Annotated in this window: 8 protein-coding genes; 1 reads left to right on the top strand and 7 read right to left on the bottom strand. The window is 72.5% G+C overall.

Going from position 1 to position 19,651, the window contains the following annotated elements:
* Positions 1-1,068: 1,068 nt before the first annotated feature.
* The gene (locus ND747_RS21545; protein WP_251735811.1) at positions 1,069-4,137 is read left to right on the top strand and encodes a TIR domain-containing protein; all 3,069 of its coding nucleotides are present in this window, start codon (positions 1,069-1,071) and stop codon (positions 4,135-4,137) included.
* On the opposite strand, the gene ND747_RS21540 is transcribed toward ND747_RS21545, so the two are convergent.
* From ND747_RS21540 to ND747_RS21510, 7 genes are all read right to left on the bottom strand, one after another.
* Positions 4,095-4,796, bottom strand: a complete 702-nt coding sequence (locus tag ND747_RS21540) for a GNAT family N-acetyltransferase (RefSeq protein WP_374216290.1) — start codon at positions 4,794-4,796, stop codon at positions 4,095-4,097. The genes ND747_RS21545 and ND747_RS21540 overlap by 43 nt on opposite strands.
* A gap of 344 nt (positions 4,797-5,140) precedes the next feature.
* Positions 5,141-6,136 carry an iron-siderophore ABC transporter substrate-binding protein gene (locus ND747_RS21535; RefSeq protein ID WP_251735810.1) on the bottom strand — a complete coding sequence of 332 codons (996 nt, stop codon included), beginning with the start codon at positions 6,134-6,136 and terminating at the stop codon, positions 5,141-5,143.
* 105 nt (positions 6,137-6,241) lie between these two features.
* Positions 6,242-7,912 (bottom strand): amino acid adenylation domain-containing protein, encoded by a 1,671-nt coding sequence (locus tag ND747_RS21530; protein WP_251735809.1) that lies wholly within the window; start codon positions 7,910-7,912, stop codon positions 6,242-6,244.
* A gap of 363 nt (positions 7,913-8,275) precedes the next feature.
* Positions 8,276-9,775, bottom strand: coding sequence for a peptide synthetase (locus ND747_RS21525; protein ID WP_251735808.1), 1,500 nt, complete (start codon positions 9,773-9,775; stop codon positions 8,276-8,278).
* Positions 9,775-13,398 (bottom strand): amino acid adenylation domain-containing protein, encoded by a 3,624-nt coding sequence (locus tag ND747_RS21520; RefSeq protein WP_251735807.1) that lies wholly within the window; start codon positions 13,396-13,398, stop codon positions 9,775-9,777. Before ND747_RS21520 ends, ND747_RS21525 begins: the two co-directional genes overlap by 1 nt.
* A gap of 72 nt (positions 13,399-13,470) precedes the next feature.
* Positions 13,471-14,679 carry a YqcI/YcgG family protein gene (locus ND747_RS21515; RefSeq protein ID WP_251735806.1) on the bottom strand — a complete coding sequence of 403 codons (1,209 nt, stop codon included), beginning with the start codon at positions 14,677-14,679 and terminating at the stop codon, positions 13,471-13,473.
* Positions 14,680-14,764: 85 nt separating this feature from the next.
* A partial coding sequence (locus ND747_RS21510) for a condensation domain-containing protein (protein ID WP_251735804.1) occupies positions 14,765-19,651 on the bottom strand: 4,887 nt, incomplete at its 5' end.

Raw genomic sequence — 19,651 nt, 5'->3', positions numbered from 1 at the left:
TCCACGATGAGGACTCAGGGTCAGCCACGACGGTAATACCGCCACGACAACGGCGCCGATGGCCGTATCCCGCCGAAACGGGCGACCGCCATCAAGGACGTCGCCCCACCGTCCTGCCCTCACAGCACGGACTGGGTGACGCGCCCCTTCGCCATCGGATTCCGAGCATGCCACGAACGCCGTCCGGCTGCGCGACCGGACCGCCGAATTCCGGTCGCGTTGGCGGCGCCCGAGCGGGACACGTGCCCGTGTAGCGGGCAATTCGCAGGTGCAGGTGTCGTTCAGGTGACGTTCTCGGACGAATCGCGATCGCGCAGTGGGCCGCCGACGTCCATCCGGTGTGCTTCCCACCGGGGGTCCCCGTCACCCGCACTGTCCGCGGCGACGCGCAACAGCCGGCGGCTGTGGCTGGCCCGCCAGGCGGTCGCCGGCCGGCATGCACCGCCACCCATTGTTGCCCTCCGATGTCCGATGGGCACTCTCCGAGGTCGCGCCACCCCGTCGCGGTGGTCTCGACGACCGACATCGCCGCCGCAGGCCGTTGCCGCCGTCGGTGGCCTGGTGGGGTGGATGAATCCTTCCGCCGGGACGAAAGACGAATAAGCCTCCGCCTGTGCCTGGCAGACAGGCCGACCGAACCCCATCACCCGACGTTCACCATCTCGCCATCGAATGGGCACGTTCTCGGCGTTGGACGTTCACGGTTCGGCGATTTTCCGGGGTACGGACCATGAACGTGGTTCAATTCCCGCCCAGATCGGACGCGGGTGCAGATCGGACAGGGCTACGAATCGGACGGGGGCACCGATCGAGCGGGGGCACCGATCGAGCGCGGGATGGTGTGCCGGATTCGGCTGGACGACAGGTCCGTACAGGTTCGTACGGGGGGTGCAACGAGAGCGGACGGCCGATACCCATATTCTTGTGCGGCAGGCAGGTCCGGACGGCGCATGGTCGAGATGACGCGGCTCCGACGGACGGCAGATACAGACACGGGTACGACCGCGAGCACCGGAGCGGATGCGGGCGGCGTGGCTCACGGTAAACGGCGATTCTTGGAGATGTGCAGTGGCGCGAATCTTCGTCAGCCACGCCAGCGCCGACGGGAAGTTGGCCGACGAGGTTCACGGGAGGCTGTCCGAGCACCAGCATCAGGTTTTTCTGGCCCGCAACATCCGGGAGGGAATCCCGCCGGGTGATCTCTGGAAGGAACGTCTGCATCAGGAGCTTCGGGCCGCCGACGCGGTTGTCTGTGTGCTCACGGATGCCTACAACGCCTCGCCGTGGTGCGCGTACGAAATCGGGATAGCGCACGAGGTGGGCAGCCTGCTGGTACCGCTGCGGGCGCAGCCGGAGGCGTCCTCGCCGTTGTTGGCCGACCGGCAGTACGCGGTGGCCGTCGACAATCCACAATGGGCGGAAGATCTGGATGTGGCGTTGCGGCGCATTGATGCGGCGGGCGGGCGGGGCGCGTGGGAACGGTCACCGTTTCCGGGGTTGCGGCCGTTCACCCGGGACATGGCTCGGGTCTTCTACGGCCGGGACGACGAGCTGCGCCGGCTCGCGCACCGGCTGCGGGCCCTGAGCGACCGTCGGCTGCTGCTGGTCGTCGGCGGGTCGGGGTGCGGAAAGTCGTCGCTGGTCAGTGCTGGGCTGACGGCACGGTTCAGTGAGGAGCCGGGGTGGGTGATCGCCCAGCCGTTCGTGCCCGGTCGCGATCCGACCCACAAGTTGGCGTTGGCGCTGACAAACGCCGCCGATTCGGTGGGTGTGCTGTGGACGGCCGCCGAGGTCGACCGTCGGCTGCGGGAGGAGTCGGGGGCGCTCGCGTCGATCACCGAGGAGCTGCTGGAGGCGGGCTCCGGGCCGGCTCGGGACCGGCTGCTGATCGTCGTGGACCAGGGTGAGGAGCTGTTCACCCGGACGACGCCGCAGGCCCGTTCGCAGTTCGCCACGCTGCTGTCCGAGGGACTCTCGGGGCCGGTGCGGGTGGTGGTGGCGGTGCGGTCGGAGTTTCAGGACCAGTGGTTCGCCGTGCCGGAGCTGCGGAATGCGAGCCTGCACACGTTCCCGCTGCGTCCGTTGGCCCGCGAGATGCTCAGCGTGGTGATCACCGAGCCGGCGCGGGTGGCGGGGCTGCGGGTGGCGCCGGAGCTGGTCAGCCGGATGGTGGAGGACACCGAGGCCGGCGATGCGCTACCGCTGCTGGCGTTCACCCTGGAGGAGCTGGCCCGTGGCCTCTCGCGCGGAGACGTGCTGTCGGCGGCGCGGTACGACCAGCTTGGCGGGGTGCGCGGCGCGCTGGCCAGCCGGGCCGATGCGGTGCTGGAGCAGGCGGTGGAAGCGGCCGGGCTGCCACGCCAGGCGATTCTCGCCAGCATGGCGGAGCTCGCCACGATCGACGAGGCGGGCCGGCGGACCCGGCGCCGGGTCGACTTCGAGGAGTTGTCGTCGGATGCGCTGCGGACGGCGTTCGGGATCTTCGTCGAACAGCGGCTGCTGTCGACTCCGGGGGAGAGCCTTGGCACCACCGCGGTGGGCGTGGTGCACGAGGCGCTGCTGACAGCCTGGCAGCCGTTGGACTCGGTGATCCGGGACAAGGAGGAGGCGCTGTTCGCCGAGGGGCAGGTGGAACGAGCCGCCGCCGCCTGGGCCCGGGGTGGGCCGTTGTGGGACGCCGACCGGCTCATCGGAGCCACGACGACTCTGTGGGGCGCGCACAGTCAGTTCGGCAAGGGTACCGAGCCCGTCGTCAACCTGAACCGGGCCGGCCGCCAGTTCCTCGCCGCCTGCAACCAGCAGGCCGAGGACGAGGCCCGCCGGGTCCGTCGCCGCCGGCGGCGGACCATCAGCCTGCTGTCGACCGCGCTGGCGGTGGCCCTGACCGGCGCCACGCTCGCCGGGGTGCAGACCGTCTACGCCCGCGACGCCCAGCGTGGCGCCGACCAGGCGAGGATCGCCACCCTGGCACACTCGTTGCTGGCCGCCGCGGACGACACCCGAGCCACCGACCGGGTGAAGGCGCTGCGACTCGCCCTGGCCGCCGCGAGCGTCCATCCCGACCTGGCCAGCCAGGAGAGCCTCCTGCAAAGTCTCGCGGCCGACCCGACCGGCGTCATCACCGTCGGCGCCCCGGTGACAGCCCTGGCGTTCGTCCGTACCGGTCGTGGCGAGATCGTGCTCGCCGCCGGTGCGGCGGATGCGGCGGTGCGGCTCTGGCGACTGCACGACGACGAGTCCGAGGCGCTGGGCGATCCCCTGACCGGACTGCACGGACCCGTCACCGCGGTCCGGTTCACCGCCGACGGCCAGGGCCTGACCGCGGTCGACTCCATCGGCATCACGCTCACCTGGGATCTGACCACCCTGGCCGCGCCCCGACTCGCCACCTCCACCGGCCCATACAGCACGAGCAGCACGAGCAGCACGAGCAGCACGAGCAGCACGAGCAGCACGAGCAGCACGAGCAGCCTTCCGGACGGTGGCGCCGTCGGCGCCACGGATGCCGGGGTGTTCGGCCCGTTGCTCGTGCCGTCCCCTGACCGCCGGATTCAGGCCGATGCCCGGCTCGGGCAGATCACGCCCATCAGCCAGGCCGCACCGGCCGGCGGCGCGCAGCAGGACGATCGGCAGACGGCCGAGGGTGACGCGGGGCCGGGTCCGGCGACGGGAGCGCTCACCGTGCGGATCTGCTGCGGCGCCGAAAAGCCGGGGATCGCCAAAGCCGACATCGACACCGGTGCGGTGCGGGCGGCGGCGTTCTCCCCCGACCGCAGAATTCTGGCCAGCGCCGATGCTGGCCGTGGGGTGCGGTTGTGGGCGACGGACGCGGATTCGCTCGGCCGGCCACGGGGCAGCAGCGATCCGGCCACCTGGCCGAGGCTGAAACCCATCGGACAGCCGTTGGCCGGGCATGTCCTTTCACCCTTGTCGCTTGCCTTTTCGCCGGACGGGAAGGTGCTGGCCTCCGGGGCCAATGACGGGACGATCCGGCTGTGGGATCTCGCCGCGGTCGATCGCTTTGTCGCACGGACGATCGTGCCCTATGCCTGCCGCAGTACGGGCGGTGGGCTGGATGCGTCGTCGTGGCGGTACTACCTGCCGGGAGTGCGCTTTCGCGACATCTGCTCGCCGTGACGGCGCTCGACCGGCGCACACCCACCCGGTGCGCACTCATCCGACGAAGGGCCGCTCTGCCGAACATGCTGTAATGCGGCCTCGGCCGAGGCCGCCGAAGCCGCCGTCTGGCGGGCACACCATTCGCTGCGGGTGATGGCATAGACGTTGCTGGCGCGCCAGGGGCCGACGTCGGCGACACCGCGGAAGGTCATGCCGAGGCGGTGGGCGATGCTGTTCATGCCCACGTTCTCCCGGTGCGTCGAGGTGATCATTTCGTCGACGGGGAGTCGTTCGAAACCGAAGTCCAGGGAGGCGCGGATCGCCTCGGTGCCAAGGCCCATCCCCCAGTGGTCGCGGCGGATGGACACAGCGACCTCGATGCCGGGCCAGCCCTGCGCTATGTAGGAACCAGCGCGGCCGAGAAACTCGCCGCTGCCGCGTTCCTCGACCGCCCACATGCCATGGCCGCGCAGCGCCCACATGCCGATGAGGTGGGTGACCAGACGTTCGGTGGCGTCCACCCCGAAGGGGCCGTCAAGATAACGCATGGTTTCCGGGTCGGCGTTCATCGCCGCGTACGGAGAGAGATCCTCGGGCCGCCAGCCCCGCAGGATCAGCCGCGAGGTGACGACGGTGGGTATGTCGCAGCGACTCGGCACCCCGTAGGTCAGCGTCATGAAACGATGGTCCGCCTGCCGGAGCCGGCGGGGAAGCACCCGGGCGAAGATATACCCGGGAGTGCCGCCGGATTCCGTCCGAATATTCCGGATCGTGTTACCCCGACCGACCCGTTTCTGACGCAAAGCAAGCTCGCGCGGCGCATGGTGGTGGCCTGCGTCGCGCGGGCGGTAGTGCCGGAGGAGGATCGGGCGGTCATCCGGAGACCGGCCGACCCTCGTCCGGAGCCAGGAAAGCCCGGGGCCAGAAAAGTTAAGACCCGGAAAAGTCAAGACCCCGGAGAGTCACGGGACCAAGTGCCCCTGGCGATTACGGGGTTGTGTGTGATTGCGGGATCGGTGGATCAGCTGCCGGCGGAGACCCTGGTCAGGGTCGGCTTGAGCCGGTCAAGCTGCCACGGGATGTTCAGGATGGTCGGGTTGTTGACCACACCGGCGGTGAACGCGTCGACCTGCAGAACGCGGCCCTCCCGGACTCCGGGGATGTCGGCGAACAGCTTGTTCGCGTTCATCTCGGTTTTCAGTGCGGGGGTGGCGTAGCCGATGAGCACGAAGTCGGCGTCGAGAGCGTCGAGTTTCTCCATGCTGAGCGAGCGGTCCTTGACGTTCGCCGTCACCCCCGGGGCGAGTGTGAGGCCGAGGTCGGAGTAGAGCTGGACGGAGACGGTCTCCGGGTCGTCGATGACCGCGAGGCCACCCGGCTCGTAGTAGTACGAGTAGCTGAACGTCCTGCCCGCGAGGCCCGGCAGGCCGGACTTCACCCCGTCGATGACCTTCTGGGTGGCGGCGATGGCCTTCTGGACGTCTGCCTCTCGGCCGACGGCCCTGCCGATCAGGGTGCTGTTCTCCTGCCAGGTCGCGATCCCGGCATCCTCGGTGTAGCCGACGGTGGGCGCAATCCTGGACAGCCGGTCGTAGTAGTCGGCCAGGTTGTAGAAGTTCGTCGCAAGAATCAGGTCGGGGTGCAGCCCGGCGATCTGCTCGAGGTTGAGGTCACCGCTGACCTCGAGACCGGTGCTCTTGGACAGGTCGAGCTTGCCCTTCAACCAGGGGAAATCGCCGTCCGCGCCGTAGCCGTCCTTCGCATGGGCGATCGGCGTGATGCCGAGCGTGGCGAGGGTGTCCTCTTCAAAGCTCAGGGCGATGATGCGCCTGGGTGCGGACCTGATGGTCGTGCTGCCGAACTTGTTCGTCAACGTGACCGGGAAGGTACCCGGTGACGTACCCGCCGAGGCCGTCCCGCCATCCTCGCTGCCGCTGCTACTGCCACAGCCGGCCGCAATGGCCAGAGCCGCGATCGCCATCCACAACGCGGCAAGAACCTTTGCTTTCTTTCGCACTGCTGTCTCGTTTCCTTTTGTCGCGAGCGCGCGGCCGCGGTCGGAGGACTGTGGTCGGAGGACTGTGGTCGGAGGACTGCGGTCGGAGGACTGGGCAGATCGCGGTCAGGTCGGCATCAGGGCCCGACGATCGACTTTTCCTCCGGGGGTGACCGGCAGCGTGTCGAGCACCCTGACCGCGCTCGGCACCATGTACTGGGGCAGCAGCCGGGCGCAGTGGGCCAGCACGTCGTCAGCCAGCACGGCGGCGGCGTCCTCGGTGGCCTCGGTGGCCTCGGTGGCCTCGGTGCCGGGAACGACGAAGGCGAGCAGGTGGGGAGCGGCGCCCTCGCGGGAGAGCACCACCGCCGCGCGGCGGACCCGGGGGTGGGTGGCCAGCGCCGCCTCGACCTCCTCCAGCTCCAGGCGCATCCCGCGGACCTTCACCTGGTTGTCGGCGCGGCCGACGAACTCGAGCCACCCGGCGCTGTTCCAGCGGGCGAGATCCCCGGTCCGGTACATCCGGGTGCTGTCGGTGGCAAACGGGTTCGCGACGAACCGCGCCGCGGTCAGCCCGCCGTTGTGGACATATCCCCGTCCGAGCAGGAAGCCGGCGACGTAGAGTTCACCGACCTCGCCGTCCGGCACGGCAGTGAGGCCCTCGTCGAGGACGTGCAGCTGGGTGTGCGGGTTCGGCCGTCCGATCGACGCGGCCAGCCGCGCGGCCGAATCCCGGTAGACGACGTGTGAGACGCCGATCGTGGTCTCGGCCGGGCCGTAGCCGTGGTGGAGCGCGGTGTCGAGCTGTTCCCGGAACCGGGTGAACAGCGCAGGTGAGAGCACCTCCCCGCCGCACCAGACGTGGCGTAGCGAGTCGAGGTCGGTGGTGTCCTGCGCGGCTTCGAGCAGAACATCCAGCATCGACGAGACGAGGTAGACGAAGGTGATCTGTTCGTCGGCGATGAGGTCGAGCAGGTAGCCCGGGTCGAGCTCGCCGTCCGGCTCGGCGACGACGAGCCGGCCGCCACTGACCAGCGGCAGCAGGATCTCGTTGATCGAGATGTCGAACGACAGCGGGGCCTTGAACAGGGCGGCGTCCTGCGGGCCGAAGTCGAACAGGTCCTCGATCTGCCAGCGCAGCCGCTCGGCGATCGCGTCGTGGCGGATCATCGCGCCCTTGGGCGCTCCGGTCGATCCGGAGGTGAACATGATGTAGGCGAGCCCGTCGCCCGGGATCGGCAGGTCCAGCGGCGCGGCCGACTCGTCGCCGAACGCCCAGGCCGCCAGTTCCACCACGACGCCCGGCACCCCGTCGACCTCGACCGCCCCGCCACCGGCGGTAGCGCCGCCAGCAGAAGCAGCGCCAGCATCCGCGGTCGTGATGACGAGGCGGGTGTGTGCGTCGGTGAGCACCCGGCGGCGGCGCTGCTCGGGCCAGGCGGGTTCGACGGGGACGAAGGCGCCGCCGGCGACCACGGCGGCGAGCACCGCGACGACCATCTCGGCCGAGCGGGCGAGCCGGATACCGACGACGTCCTCCGGGCCGAGGCCGCGGGCGCGCAGGGCGCGGGCCAGCTGGAACACCCGCGTGCCGAGCTCGGCATAGGTGAGCCGGACCGTCTGTTCGCCGGTGGACGGCGCGACCAGTGCCGGTTCGTCGGCGCGGCGGCGCACCTGGTCGGCGAACATCGCGACGACGGTCGTGGTGGAGCGGGGTGCGCTGTAGTCGTTCCAGTAGGCCAGGGTCTCCGGCCCGCCGGCAGCGGCACCCGCCCCCGCGGCGTCGGCCCTGGTCATGGAGCGGAGCCCTTGACGCTCAGCTGCACAGCCACTCCCCTCTGTTCCACGTCGGCGTCGGCGGTGGCAGCGTCCGCGCCGCGGACCGTCCCGCGCGCCGGACACCGACCCAGACCACACCGCCTGCCTCTGAGCAGCACGTTTCCAGGGCGACGTCCCAGACAGAGGCGGTCGAAGGGGACGCTAGCAAGTAAGGTTTACCTATGCAAGGAAACCTTACCTAACATCCCTGTCCGGAGATGTGGTTACCTTCCGTACTAGCCAGGACGGCACCGGCAGGGCAGGACGGCGAGGGCGGGCACGACAGCGCGGGCGGAGCGGATCGGGACCGGCGGGGGACGCGAGGCCGGCCCCCAGGCCGGATCAGAAGCGGGCGTACATCTCGTCGGGGATGATCGGCTGGTGGTAGGTGCAGGAGCCGGACAGCACCGTGGAGCCGTGCAGCCTGGACCTGGGGATCAGAATCTTGTCGCCGTCACTGAGCGAGATCTTGTGGGTGACGTTGTTCCAGAAGTGCATGTCCCCGGATTCGATCATCACCAGGCGGTGCTCGTCGTGGACGTGGGTCGTGGACGTCTCGTCGCAGGACTCGACGAAGGTGTCCAGATCGACCTCGATCCGCTCGTTGGCCAGGTAGGCGTTGATCGCCTCGGCCCTGGCCTTGTGCTCATCGATCGCGTCCGCCCAGGCGAGCTGCTCGGCGAGATCCCGGTCGTGGCGGCGGGCGAGATGGGCGGCGTCGGCGAACCCGCCGTGGAAGGCCCGCACCGCGTCCTCACCCCCCACCGTCAGCAGCGGGGCGAGCAGGGCGTTCACCAGCTCGTCCAGCGCCGCGGGTGTCACCGCCGGCGCCCCGTCCGGGGTGAACAGGGCCGGGCGGGTACCGAAGGCCTCCTCCACCGCGTCGGCCCAGACCCCGGCGACAGCGGCATCGTCGATGCGCTGGTGGACGTAGGCGCCGAGCAGTTCGGCATGCCGTTCGGGCGCACGGGACAGCTGGTGCAGGTGGTTGCCCCGGGCCAGGGAGGTGTTCAGGTAGAGCTGCCAGTAGGCGCCGACCGTCGTGGTGAGCCCGGCGGAGGCGAGCAGTGCCGCCCAGGCCGGCCCGTCGCTCGCCCAGCGGCGGTAGTCGTCGAGCAGCAGGGCCCGCGCGGACGGCTGGGCGAGGTCGTACTCGCCGAGCGCCGCCCGGGCGGTCGCGTTGCGCGTGGCCGGCAGGTAGGCGGCCAGCTGCAGCAACGCGAACGTCGTCGCCTCCCGCCGGTCGCGGGTGCCGCGCAGCACGACGAACGCGTCCCCCGGATGGTCGCGGCGCTGCTCCCAGTAGCCGTGCAGCTCGGCGCGCACCGCGTCGAGCGTGGTCGTCGCCAGGTCGGGTCGCTGCGGTTCGAGGAACGAGAACAGATGGCGTTCGAGCACCGGACGGGCCAGGGCGCCGCGCAGCCGGTTGTCCGGGTGGTAGAAGTCGGCGGCATCCCGGTCGGCGGCATCGCTGCGCCGCGCCGGCAGGTAGAGCAGGTCGGCGTCGTAGATGTTGCGCAGCATCCGGTGGCCGAGCAGGCCGGAGAGCTTCAGCAGCTGGTCGCCGCGCAGCGGTGCGGCGTAGTTCAGCCAGGTCAGGTCCGCCGGGCGGACGGGCCGCCGGCACGGGTTGCCCTCGGTGGTCAGCTCCTCCCACTGCGCCGCCCGAAACGCCGGGTTGGTCGCGAACGACCGGACCAGCGCATGCGCGTCGGACCCGTGCTGGGCCGCGATCACCTGGCCGGCCAGGTCAGCCGGATCCGGCGCCGGAGCGACCGGAGGTGGGTCGGCGGCCAGGGGGGTGGTCGGATCGGGCAGGGTCGTGGCGTTGTCGGCCGTCATCAGATCCTCTTCCGGCGGGGGTGGTTTCCGGCGGGGGCGCCGGTTGCGGCCGCCGGGTTGGCGCCCAGGCAGCGGGCGAGATCCTCGACGGTGGTGTGTGCGTACAGCTCGGCGAGTCGGACCCGGCGGCCGAGTTCACGGCCGAGCCGGGCCTGGACCTGGGGGAGCAGCAGCGAGTGGCCGCCGAGGGCGAAGAAGTCGTCCCGGGCACCGACCCGGGTGGCGTCGAGCACCTGGGACCAGACGTCGGCGATCTGCCGCTGCAGGCCGGGGGCGGGCTCGACGTGCTCGGTGCGGGCCCCGGACGTCGGCGGCAGACCCGCGGCGGCCACGAACACGTCCGGCACCATGTGTCCCGGCAGCCGCCGTTCGAGCCATTCCCGCAGGTCCGCTGCATCCGGCAGGACGGCGGCGGTGGGGTCGGGCGTCCAGTAGGCGCGCAGTTCGTCGCCGCCCGACTCGTCGGCTCCGAGGCCACTGCCAGCGCCGCTGGCGGCGCCGCCACCGTGGGTGAGCACAACGACGGCCTGGCGCACACCGGGATGACGGCCGAGCACGTGCTCGATCTCGGCGAGCTCGACCCGGAAGCCGCGGATCTTCACCTGGGTGTCGGCGCGGCCCAGGAACTCGATCTCCCCGTCGGCGCGGAAACGGGCCAGGTCGCCGGTGGCGTACATCCGGCTGCCCGGCGCCGTGCCGAACGGGTCGGGGACGAACCGGTCGGCGGTGCGGCGCGGGTCGCCGAGGTAGCCACGGGCCAGGGGCAAGCCGCTGACGAACAGCTCGCCGACCATGCCGACCGGCACCGGGTGGTAGTCGGCGTCGAGGACCCGCAGCTGGGTGTTCGGGTTCGGCCGTCCGATCGTCACATGGGCCGCTGCCGTCGCCGGTTCGAACACCCGGCAGGACACGCCGATCGTCGCCTCGGCGGGCCCGTAGCCGTGGAACATCCAGGCGTTCCATCGTTCGCGGAAGCGGCGGTAGAGCTCGTCGTCCATCGTCTCGCCGCCGCACCAGACGTAGCGCAGCGACCGTCCCGCCGCCGCTGCGCCCGGATGGTCGAGCATCGCCTCGAGCATGGACGTCGCGACATAGCAGAACGTGACCGCATGTGCGCGAACGATCTCCAGCAGCGCACCGGGATCGCTTTCCGCTCCCGGCGGGGCGACGACGAGGCGGGCCCCGGCGACCAGCGGCAGGAAGATCTCGTTGATCGAGATGTCAAGGCCGAGCGGCGCGCGGTGCAGCACGACGTCGTCCCCGGTCAGCCGGAGCAGGTCGACCTGCCAGCGCAGCCGGTTGCAGATCGCCTGATGCCGGATCATCACCCCCTTCGGTTCCCCCGTCGATCCCGAGGTGAAGGTGACGTACGCCAGGTTCTCCAGGTCGACGCCCGGCTCGGCGTCCACATCCGCGTCCCCGTCGGAGCCGGCGATCACGGTGTTCCGCGGAACCGTTTCCGTCCGGGCGGCACCATCGGCACCATCGGCACCATCGGCATTGTCGGCATTGTCGGGACGGTCGAGTCGGCCGGTGAGGTCGAGTCGCAGGACGGCGGCGGGCGCACCGGCGAAGGCCGGGGTGTCCGCGGCGGTGATGACGGCCGTGATCTCGGCGTTCTGCGCGACCTCGGCGATCCGGCGCGCCGGCCAGGACGGCTCCAGGGGGACGAAGGCACCGCCGGCCCGCAGGACGCCGAGCAACGCGACGATCAGCGCGGCCGACCGTGGCACGCACACTCCGACAGTCGTCTCGGGGCCGACCCCGGTGTCACGCAGCACCGCGGCCACCGCCTCGGCCCGCCGTCCGAGCTCGGCATAGGTGAGCATGACGGCCGCGCCTGGCAGCGCGCAGCCCGCCGGGACTGTGACGCCAGGGACTGTGACGCCAGGGGCTGTGACGCCAGGCGCGACCACGGCGACGGCGTTCGGGGTTCGGCGGGTCTGGTCGGCGACGAGGGCGGTGAGCGAGCGGTCGACCAGCGGGTCCGCCCGTCCACTGGGCCATTCGTCGACGACCAGGTGACGTTCGGCGGCGGTCATCGTGTCGAGTTCACCGAGGACGGCTGCGGCGTCGATCTGCTCGCACAGCCGGGCGAGGCGGCCGGCGAACCGTTCGGCGTCGGCGGCCGCGAACACACCGGTGTCGACGACGGCGGTCAGCGTGACGGTGCCGGGCGTGCCGGGCGTGCCGGGCGCGGCGTTGCCGTCGTCCTCGGCGAGCAGGGCCAGCGGCAGGCCGGCGCCGCCGGTGCGCAGCCGCAGCGGTTCGACGTGCAGACCCTCGAGGGTGACCTCCCCGGGCAGCCGGGGCTGGTAGCCGACCAGCACGTCGACGAGTCCCCCACCGGCCGCGGTGCCGAGGGCGGCGGTGCCGCGGGCGGCGGCGGACACCAGGCGCCCGGCCGAGGAGCCGAATCCGGCGGTCTCGCCGCGCACCGCGCGGACCACCTCGTCGAACGGGGCGTCCCCGTGAGCCCGGGCGGCCCGGGCGCGCTCGCGGACCACGTCCACCAGATCGCCGAAGGTCTGTTGGGCGTCCACCCGGGTGCGCAGCACGACGAGGTTGTCGAAGTTGCCAGCGACATCGGCGGACCCGGACCGGTCGCGGCCCGGCAGGCAGGTGCCGACGGCGATGTCCGACTGGCCGGTGCACCGGTGCGCCAGGACGATCCCGGCGGCGAGCAGCACCTCGGACAGTTCGGTCCCGCGGGCGGCGGCCAGGGCCCGCAGCCGCCCGGTGACCTCGGGGGTGAGGGTCACCCGGTGCTGCACCGTGACGCGCCCGCCCGCCGCCACCCCGCCCACATCGGTCGGGCCGATCGGGCCGGTCCCACTGACTGCGGGTGATCCGCCGGCGAGGGCGGGGACGAGCGGAGGCGGCGGCGGGGAGAGCTCCTCGCGCCACCAGGAAAGCTGGTCGGCGACCTCCGCACGCCGCTCGGCGGTGGCCGCCCACCGGGCGTGGTCGACGTACTGGGCCGACGGCGGGCCGAGCTCGGCCCGCCGGGCCTGGCACCGGGCCGCGTAGCCGGCGGCGAGGTCGGTGAGCAGAATCTCGAAGCTGGGTTCGTCACCGGCGATCCGGGCCAGCACCAGCTGCAGGACATGGTCGTTCGGGCCGACCCGGACGAGCTGGGCACGCAGCGGAATCTCGTCGGTGATCTCGATCGGATTCTGCTCGAACGCGGCCAGCACCGCCCGCAGCGCCCCCTCGTCCGTCGGGTCGATGAGGTCGATCGGGTCAACCTGGGCGGTGGCGTCCAGTGGGGCACCGGCTGCCGCGGCAGCCCGCAGGTCGACGGAAAGGTCACGGATGGTGACGGTCAGCAGGTCGACGCCGAGCCGGGTGAGGGTGAGCGCCGTCGGCTCCCCCACCGCGTCCGGCGGGTAGACGGTGCGCAGGATCTCGTGCCGGTCGACGACGTCATGCAGCGCGGCGGTGAGGGCGACGACGTCCAGCGGCCCGGTCAGGCGCAGGCCGAGCGTCAGATGATGGGTGTGGCCGGTCGGGTCGAGCTGGTGCAGGAACCAGAACCGGCGTTGGGCGCCCGACAGCGGCGCCCGGTCCGGCCGGGATGTGCCGTCCGGCGGCGACACGGAGTGGGGCGGGTTCGCGACCATCGCCAGGGTTTCCCTTCGGTTTCACGATGACCGTGTCTCACGGTGAACATGCACGGGGTGGCGCCCCGGCCGTCAGGCGGAGGGGGCCGAGACCGATGCGCGTTCGATGGTCGTCATGGGCAGTAGCGGCTGGCCGCCGGCGCCGGCGCCGGCGCGGGTTCCGGTGTCCCTGACCGTGGCGTCCGCCGCGCCGGCCATCCGGCGGCGCAGGCTGCGTGGGCGCAGGTCCGACCAGGTCGCCGCGATGCTGTCCAGGCACTGTTCCCGCGTTCCGGTGACGGACGTGTCGAACCAGCCGAGCGCGTTGGCCCGTCCCGCCGGCCACACCGAGTACTGCTGCTCGGCGTTGACGACCACCGTGAAAAGCCGGGCGGACGGCTCCGCTCCGGCCGTCACCCCCACACCCGCCGTGGACGTGGCCAGCGGCACGGACGTCGGCACCGCGGCCGGCCGTGCGGTCACCTGCACGGGTCTGGTCACACCGGCCGGACGGCGGCTGGCGAGGAAGGGGCAGCCGTCGGCGACCGTTGCGTCGTCGCGCAGGAAGTACTGCTTCCACTCCCGGTTCGCCGGGTCGCCGAACGCGCCGAGCAACGGGGTCGAGTCGACCTCGTCCATCGTGCGCAGCCGTGCGCGGATCGTCCGGCGGGCGGCCGCACCGCGTGGGGTGTGGGGCTCGAGGCCCTCGAAGACCCAGCGCGGCTGGAAGGTGATGGTGAAGACCGGGCTGCTCCGGCTGCGCAGCCGCTGGTGGGCCGGCGTGTTGCAGACGACGAAGAGCTGGGAGCCGCGGAAGCTGAACTCCCAGCCGGCATCGTCGGTGTCGGTCGGGACGTCCAACGGCCAGGGTTCGCCGTCCCCGTCGTGCAGGTACTGCAGCAGCGACCAGAACCGCTGCTCGTAGGCGAGGATGTCGCGGGCCCGCGCCTTGTCCAGCACCCGCGCCGCCTCGTCCCGGGCCCCGTCCCGGGCCTCGTCCCGGCCGGAGCCGAAGAACACGACCAGCGACGTGTTGCGCGAGATCCCCTGGTAGACGGCCAGGTAGGTGGCCAGGATGTCCGGCAGGACCGACCAGGTCCGGGAGTCGTCGAGGTCGTCGACGAAGCCGAACCGCAGGCCGCCGCGGTTGGCCGCGGCCACGGCGAACACGCAGGGGAACAGCTCGTCGGTGGACGTCAGCGTGTCGATCATCGTGCGGACGCAGTCGGTGCCCCAGCTGGGCAGCGGTCCGAGGGTCAGATCCTGGACGGACTCACGGTAGGCGTCGGACGAGCTGGCCATGGTCTCCCCCAGGGATCGCGTCGGATCTGGCACTGGTTCTCTCTCTTCGGACTCATCGGCCTCTTCGGCCTCATCGGCTGGCAGGTCAGGGCGCGGGCGGTGCCGTCCCCAGGCGGCCGGCGCGGTCGGCGAGAGCGTCGAGGGCCCGCTGCCAGGCGGCGGCCAGAGCGGACACGACGGCGGCCGGCGGTGCGCCGTCGCCGGTGGTCCACCGGGCGGTGAGCTCGGGGCCGTCCGGACCGTCGAGGACCCGCACGATCAGGCTCAGCGGGAACGGGTCGGGCTGGTCCGCGTTCCAGTCGGCGAACAGCGCCTCGTCCTCGGCCGCGACCGACCAGTCGGTGACCTGGCCGCGGGTCAGCCGCCCCACGTAGTTCAGGTAGATCGTGGGAGCCGCCGCGGTCGCGAGCTGGGGCGCCGTGCGCGGGTTGAGGTAGCGCAGCATGCTGTAGTCGGTCCCGCCGTCGGGGATCTGCGCCATGAGCGCCCGCACCCGCGCGACCGTCCCGTCGAGGTTCTCGTCGCCGTCGTCGGCACCGGACCGTTCAAGCAGGAACGGGTGGATCTCGGCGAGCCAGCCGACCGTCCGGGTCAGATCGGCGTCGTCAACGAGATGCTCCTGGCGGCCGTGTGCCTGCATCGCGACGACGAGCCCCGACCGGCCGGTGGCGTCCGGCCGGGTCTGCTCGGCGACGGCCAGCGACAGCGCCGCGAGCAGCAGCTCGTCCACGCCGATACCGAGCGCGGCCGGCACCGTGGACAGCAGCGCCGTGGCCCGTGCCGGCGGCACGCTCACTGCCACTGCTCCTTCGGACGGCCCAGCCGACCCGGACGACCCGGACGACCCGGACCACCCAGCCGACCCAGCCGGCGGTGGGTCCGGCGCCGCGGGCACGGCGGACGACCAGGTGACCGGGGTGGCACCGGCGAGCAGGTCCTGCCAGAACGGCAGGCGTTCCTCGGTGCGCGGATCGTGGGCCCGGGCGTCGAGACGGCGGGCCCAGTCACCGAACGCGACGGCGACGGGCGCGAGATCCGGGGACGCCCCGGCGCGCAGCGCGGTGACCGCCGTGGCCAGATCCTCGAGCACGACCGGCCAGGACACCCCGTCGATCAGGGCATGGTGGATGATCAGCAGCAGCCGACCGGGCGCCGCGGTGCCCGCGTCCAGCCAGACGGCACGCAGCATCCGGCCGCGGTCCGGGTCGATCTCGGCGTTGGTCGTCGCGGCGAGCCCCGCCAGCATCGCCAGCCCGCTGCGGCTGCCGAAACCGGCATCGTGGCCGGCATCGTGGCCGACGGTTGCGGCGAACTCGGTCGCGTCGACCCGGCGGACCAGGCTGGGCACGTCCACGCTGCCGGGTGCGGCGATCGCCAGCGACCAGGCCGGGCCGCCGTCGGCCCCCGCCCCGGCCACCCGCACCAGCCGGGCCCGCAGGACCTCGTGCCGGTCGATGACCGTGGCGAGCCCCGCGACCAGGGTGTCGAGGTCCAGCCTGGCCGGCGTGCGCAGCAGCACCGGTGAGGTGAACGACGCGAACGCCGGCCGCGACCCGGTCCGCTCGTCGCGTCCCCGCGCGGACTGCAACGCCGGCGTCGGCGGCAGCACCTGCTCACCGCCCGTCCCGGCGCCAGCAGACCCGGTGCCGGCGGAGGTGCCGTTGGCGGAGGTGCCGGCTGCGAACGTGTCCGGGTGGGCGGCGCGTTCCGCGGCGGGAGGAGCGGGACGCGCCGGACGGACGGCGCGGCGACGGGTGACGGTGGCGAGGGTCGCCGGGGTGCGATGGCCGAACAGCTGCCGCGGGGTCACGGTGAACCCGGCGGCGCGGATGCGGGTGACCAGCCGCATCGCGACGATGCTGTCGCCGCCGAGGGCGAAGAAGTCATCGTCGACGCCGACCTCGTCGACCCCAAGCACCGACGCGAACGTCGTGACCAGGACCGACTCGATCTCGTTCGCCGCCGCCCGCCGGCTCGGCGGTCCCTCGACGCCGACACCGGCCTCGGCACCGATCCTGGCCTCGGTCTCTGCCGCAGCGGTCCCAGCGGTGTCGATGGGACGCTCGAGCATCGGTGCGGCGAGCTGCCGGGTGGGGAAGACCACCGGGTGGCCGGCATCGTCGGTGACCTCGAGGGCACCGATCGGTGCGGTGGGGGCGTCGGCCAGTGCGGCGAGCAGGTGGCGCAGGCAGGCGGCGAGCCGCTCGGCGGTGGCGCGGTCGAACAGGTCGTCGCTGTAGGCGACGCCGATGGTCAGGCCGCCACCGGCGTCCGGGTGCCGCTCGACGACGTCGAAGGACAGGTCGAACTTCGCGGTGGCCCGGCGCACCGGCTCGGGCTGGCCGATCGCGGCGGCGAGGTCCAGCCCGTCCGCGACGTCGGACGCCGCCAGATAGACGATCATCACCTGGAACAGGGGGTGCCGGGCCAGCAGCCGCGGCGGGTTGACCGCATCCACCACCCGGTCGAACGGCAGGTCCTGGTGGTCGAGGGCGGCCAGGTCAGCGGCCCGGACCCGGCCGAGCAGGTCGGCGAACGACGGGTCGCCGGACAGGTCCGTGCGCAGCACCAGGGTGTTGAGGAAGAACCCGACCAGGTCGTCCAGGGCGGCGTCGACCCGGCCGGAGACGGGTGTGCCGATCGGCACGTCGACGCCCGCGCCCAGCCGGTGCAGCAGCGTCGCGACCGCGCTGCGCACGACCATGAACAGGCTCGCGTCATGCTCCCGGCCGAGGGCACGCAGCGCCGTGACCAGGTCCGCGTCGATGGATGCCGTGACGATCCCGCCGGCGTGGGTCGGCTCGTCGGGGCGCGGCCGGTCGGTGGGCAGCGCAAGCTCGACGGGCAGGCCGGCCAGCGTGGCCCGCCAGAACCGCCGGGACACCGCCGCCGGGCTGGTCGGGTCGGACTCGTCTCCGAGCAGGTCACGCTGCCACAGCGCGTAGTCGGCGTACTGGACGGGCAGCGGCGCCCAGTCCGGGGCGCCGCCGGCAGCCCGGGCCCGGTAGGCCGTCGACAGGTCACGCGAGAGCGGCAGGTCGGAGCCCTCGTCCGCGGCGATGTGGTGGATGAGCAGCTGGGCGAGGTGCAGCGTCGGCGTGCGGCGCACGACGGTCACCCGGATCGGTACCTCCCGTTCGAGGTCGAACGGGTGGGCCGCCGCTGCCACCAGCAGGTCCGCGAGCTCCGAATCCTGCGGCCCGGGCTGAGCCGGCGCCGTCCGGTCGATCACCTCGAACGGGACGTGTACCTGCGCCGGATCGAGGATGCGCTGGACCGGTTCGCCCTCCGGGGCGAGGGCGGGGAACACGGTGCGCAGCGCCTCGTGCCGGGCCACCACATCGTCCACGGCGGTGCGCAGGACGGCGAGGTCAAGCGGGCCGGTCAGTCGCCAGGTGAGCGGGATGTTGTAGGTGGGGCTCGGCCCCTCCAGCTGGCCGAGCACCCACATCCGCTGCTGGGCGTGGGACAGCGGCAGCTGCTGCGGGCGGATGCGGCGACCCACCGCCGGCCGGGCGGCGCCGGCGGTGTCCATCCGACGGGCCAGGCGGGCGACCGTCGGGGCCTCGAAGACCGCCCGGGGGGTGATCTCCACGCCGAAGGTGGCCCGGATCGCCGCGCACAGCCGCATCACCAGCAGCGAGTGGCCGCCGAGGGTGAAGAAGTCGTCGTCGACGCCGACCCGGTCGACGCCGAGGACGGCGGCGAACCGCTCGGCGAGCAGCCCCTCGCGCGCGTCCCGCGGCCGGCGGCCGGCGGTGGACGCGGTGGCGACCGGTTCGGGCAGCGCCGCACGGTCCAGCTTGCCGTTGGTCGTGCGGGGCAGCCGGTCCAGGACGACGACCGCCTGCGGCACCATGTAGCCGGGCAGCACGCGGCTGACATGGTCCCGGGCCGTCTCGCCCAATGCCGTGGCCACGGCGGTCGCCGTCTCGGCGGGTACGACCTCGGCGGCTACGACCTCGGCGGGTACGACATAGCCGACCAGCTGCAGCGCGGGTGGGGCGTCCGGCCGGTGGCAGACCGCGGCCTGGCGGACGTCCGGCGCCGCCTCCAGCGCCCGCTCGATCTCGCCGAGTTCGATGCGCAGGCCTCGCAGCTTGATCTGGTCGTCGCCGCGGCCGAGGAACGCGAGCGAGCCGTCCGGACGGCGGCGGGCGAGGTCCCCGGTGCGGTACATCCGCTCACCCGCGGCGCCGAACGGGTCGGCGACGAACCGGCCCGCACTCAGCTCCGGCCGGCCGAGATAGCCACGGGCCAGGCCCGGCCCGGCCAGGTACAGCTCACCGGGCACTCCGTCGGCGACCGGTTCGAGCGCCGGATCCAGCAGGTAGGCGTGCGTGTTGGCGATCGGCGCCGCCCAGGCCGTCCCGGCTGCCCCGGCGCCGGCTGTACCGGCTGCGTCGCCGGTGCTGTGCCAGCCGTAGGCGTCCACGGAGTACTCGGTCGGGCCGTACAGGTCGTGCACGGCCATCCCGGGGATCGCGCGCAGCTGCTCCCACAGCGGTGGCGGAGTCGCCTCGCCACCGACGAGCAGCACGCCGGGCCGGTGGCCGTCCGGGCGCAGGAAGCCGTTCTTCATCAGTTCCTGCAGGTAGGTCGGGGTCAGGTCGAGCACGTCGACGCGGATCCGCTCGAGGTGGGCGACGAGGGCGGCGGCGTCGCGGGCGGTCCGCTCGTCCACGACGTGTACCTCGTGCCCGGCGAGCAGCCACAGCAGCGGCTCCCACGAGCCGTCGAAGCTGAACGAGGCCGCGTGCAGGACTCGCAGGGCGTCCCGCTCTGGCCCGGCGGCGCGCAGCGCCGGGGCGACGAGGTCGACGGCATGCGAACCGAACAGGTTGGCCAGACCACGGTGGGTACCGACGACCGCCTTCGGCCGTCCGGTCGACCCCGAGGTGTAGATCACGCTGGCCGCGCCGGCCGGCTCCGGGCGCCGCCGGGCCACCCCGAGCGCCGCCGCCGCACCGTC

The organism is Frankia sp. R82 (assembly GCF_023716925.1).
Classification (GTDB): domain Bacteria; phylum Actinomycetota; class Actinomycetes; order Frankiales; family Frankiaceae; genus Frankia.
The sequence above is the reverse complement of the archived record's forward strand: the minus strand, read 5'-3'. Positions and strand labels throughout refer to the sequence as shown.

What these genes read in the sequence shown, in the direction of transcription:
- ND747_RS21540 (WP_374216290.1), bottom strand. Translation starts at nt 4,796, where the DNA reads ATGACGCTGACCTACGGGGTGCCGAGTCGCTGCGACATACCCACCGTC.
- ND747_RS21530 (WP_251735809.1), bottom strand. Translation starts at nt 7,912, where the DNA reads ATGACCAGGGCCGACGCCGCGGGGGCGGGTGCCGCTGCCGGCGGGCCG.
- ND747_RS21525 (WP_251735808.1), bottom strand. Translation starts at nt 9,775, where the DNA reads ATGACGGCCGACAACGCCACGACCCTGCCCGATCCGACCACCCCCCTG.
- ND747_RS21520 (WP_251735807.1), bottom strand. Translation starts at nt 13,398, where the DNA reads ATGGTCGCGAACCCGCCCCACTCCGTGTCGCCGCCGGACGGCACATCC.
- ND747_RS21515 (WP_251735806.1), bottom strand. Translation starts at nt 14,679, where the DNA reads ATGGCCAGCTCGTCCGACGCCTACCGTGAGTCCGTCCAGGATCTGACC.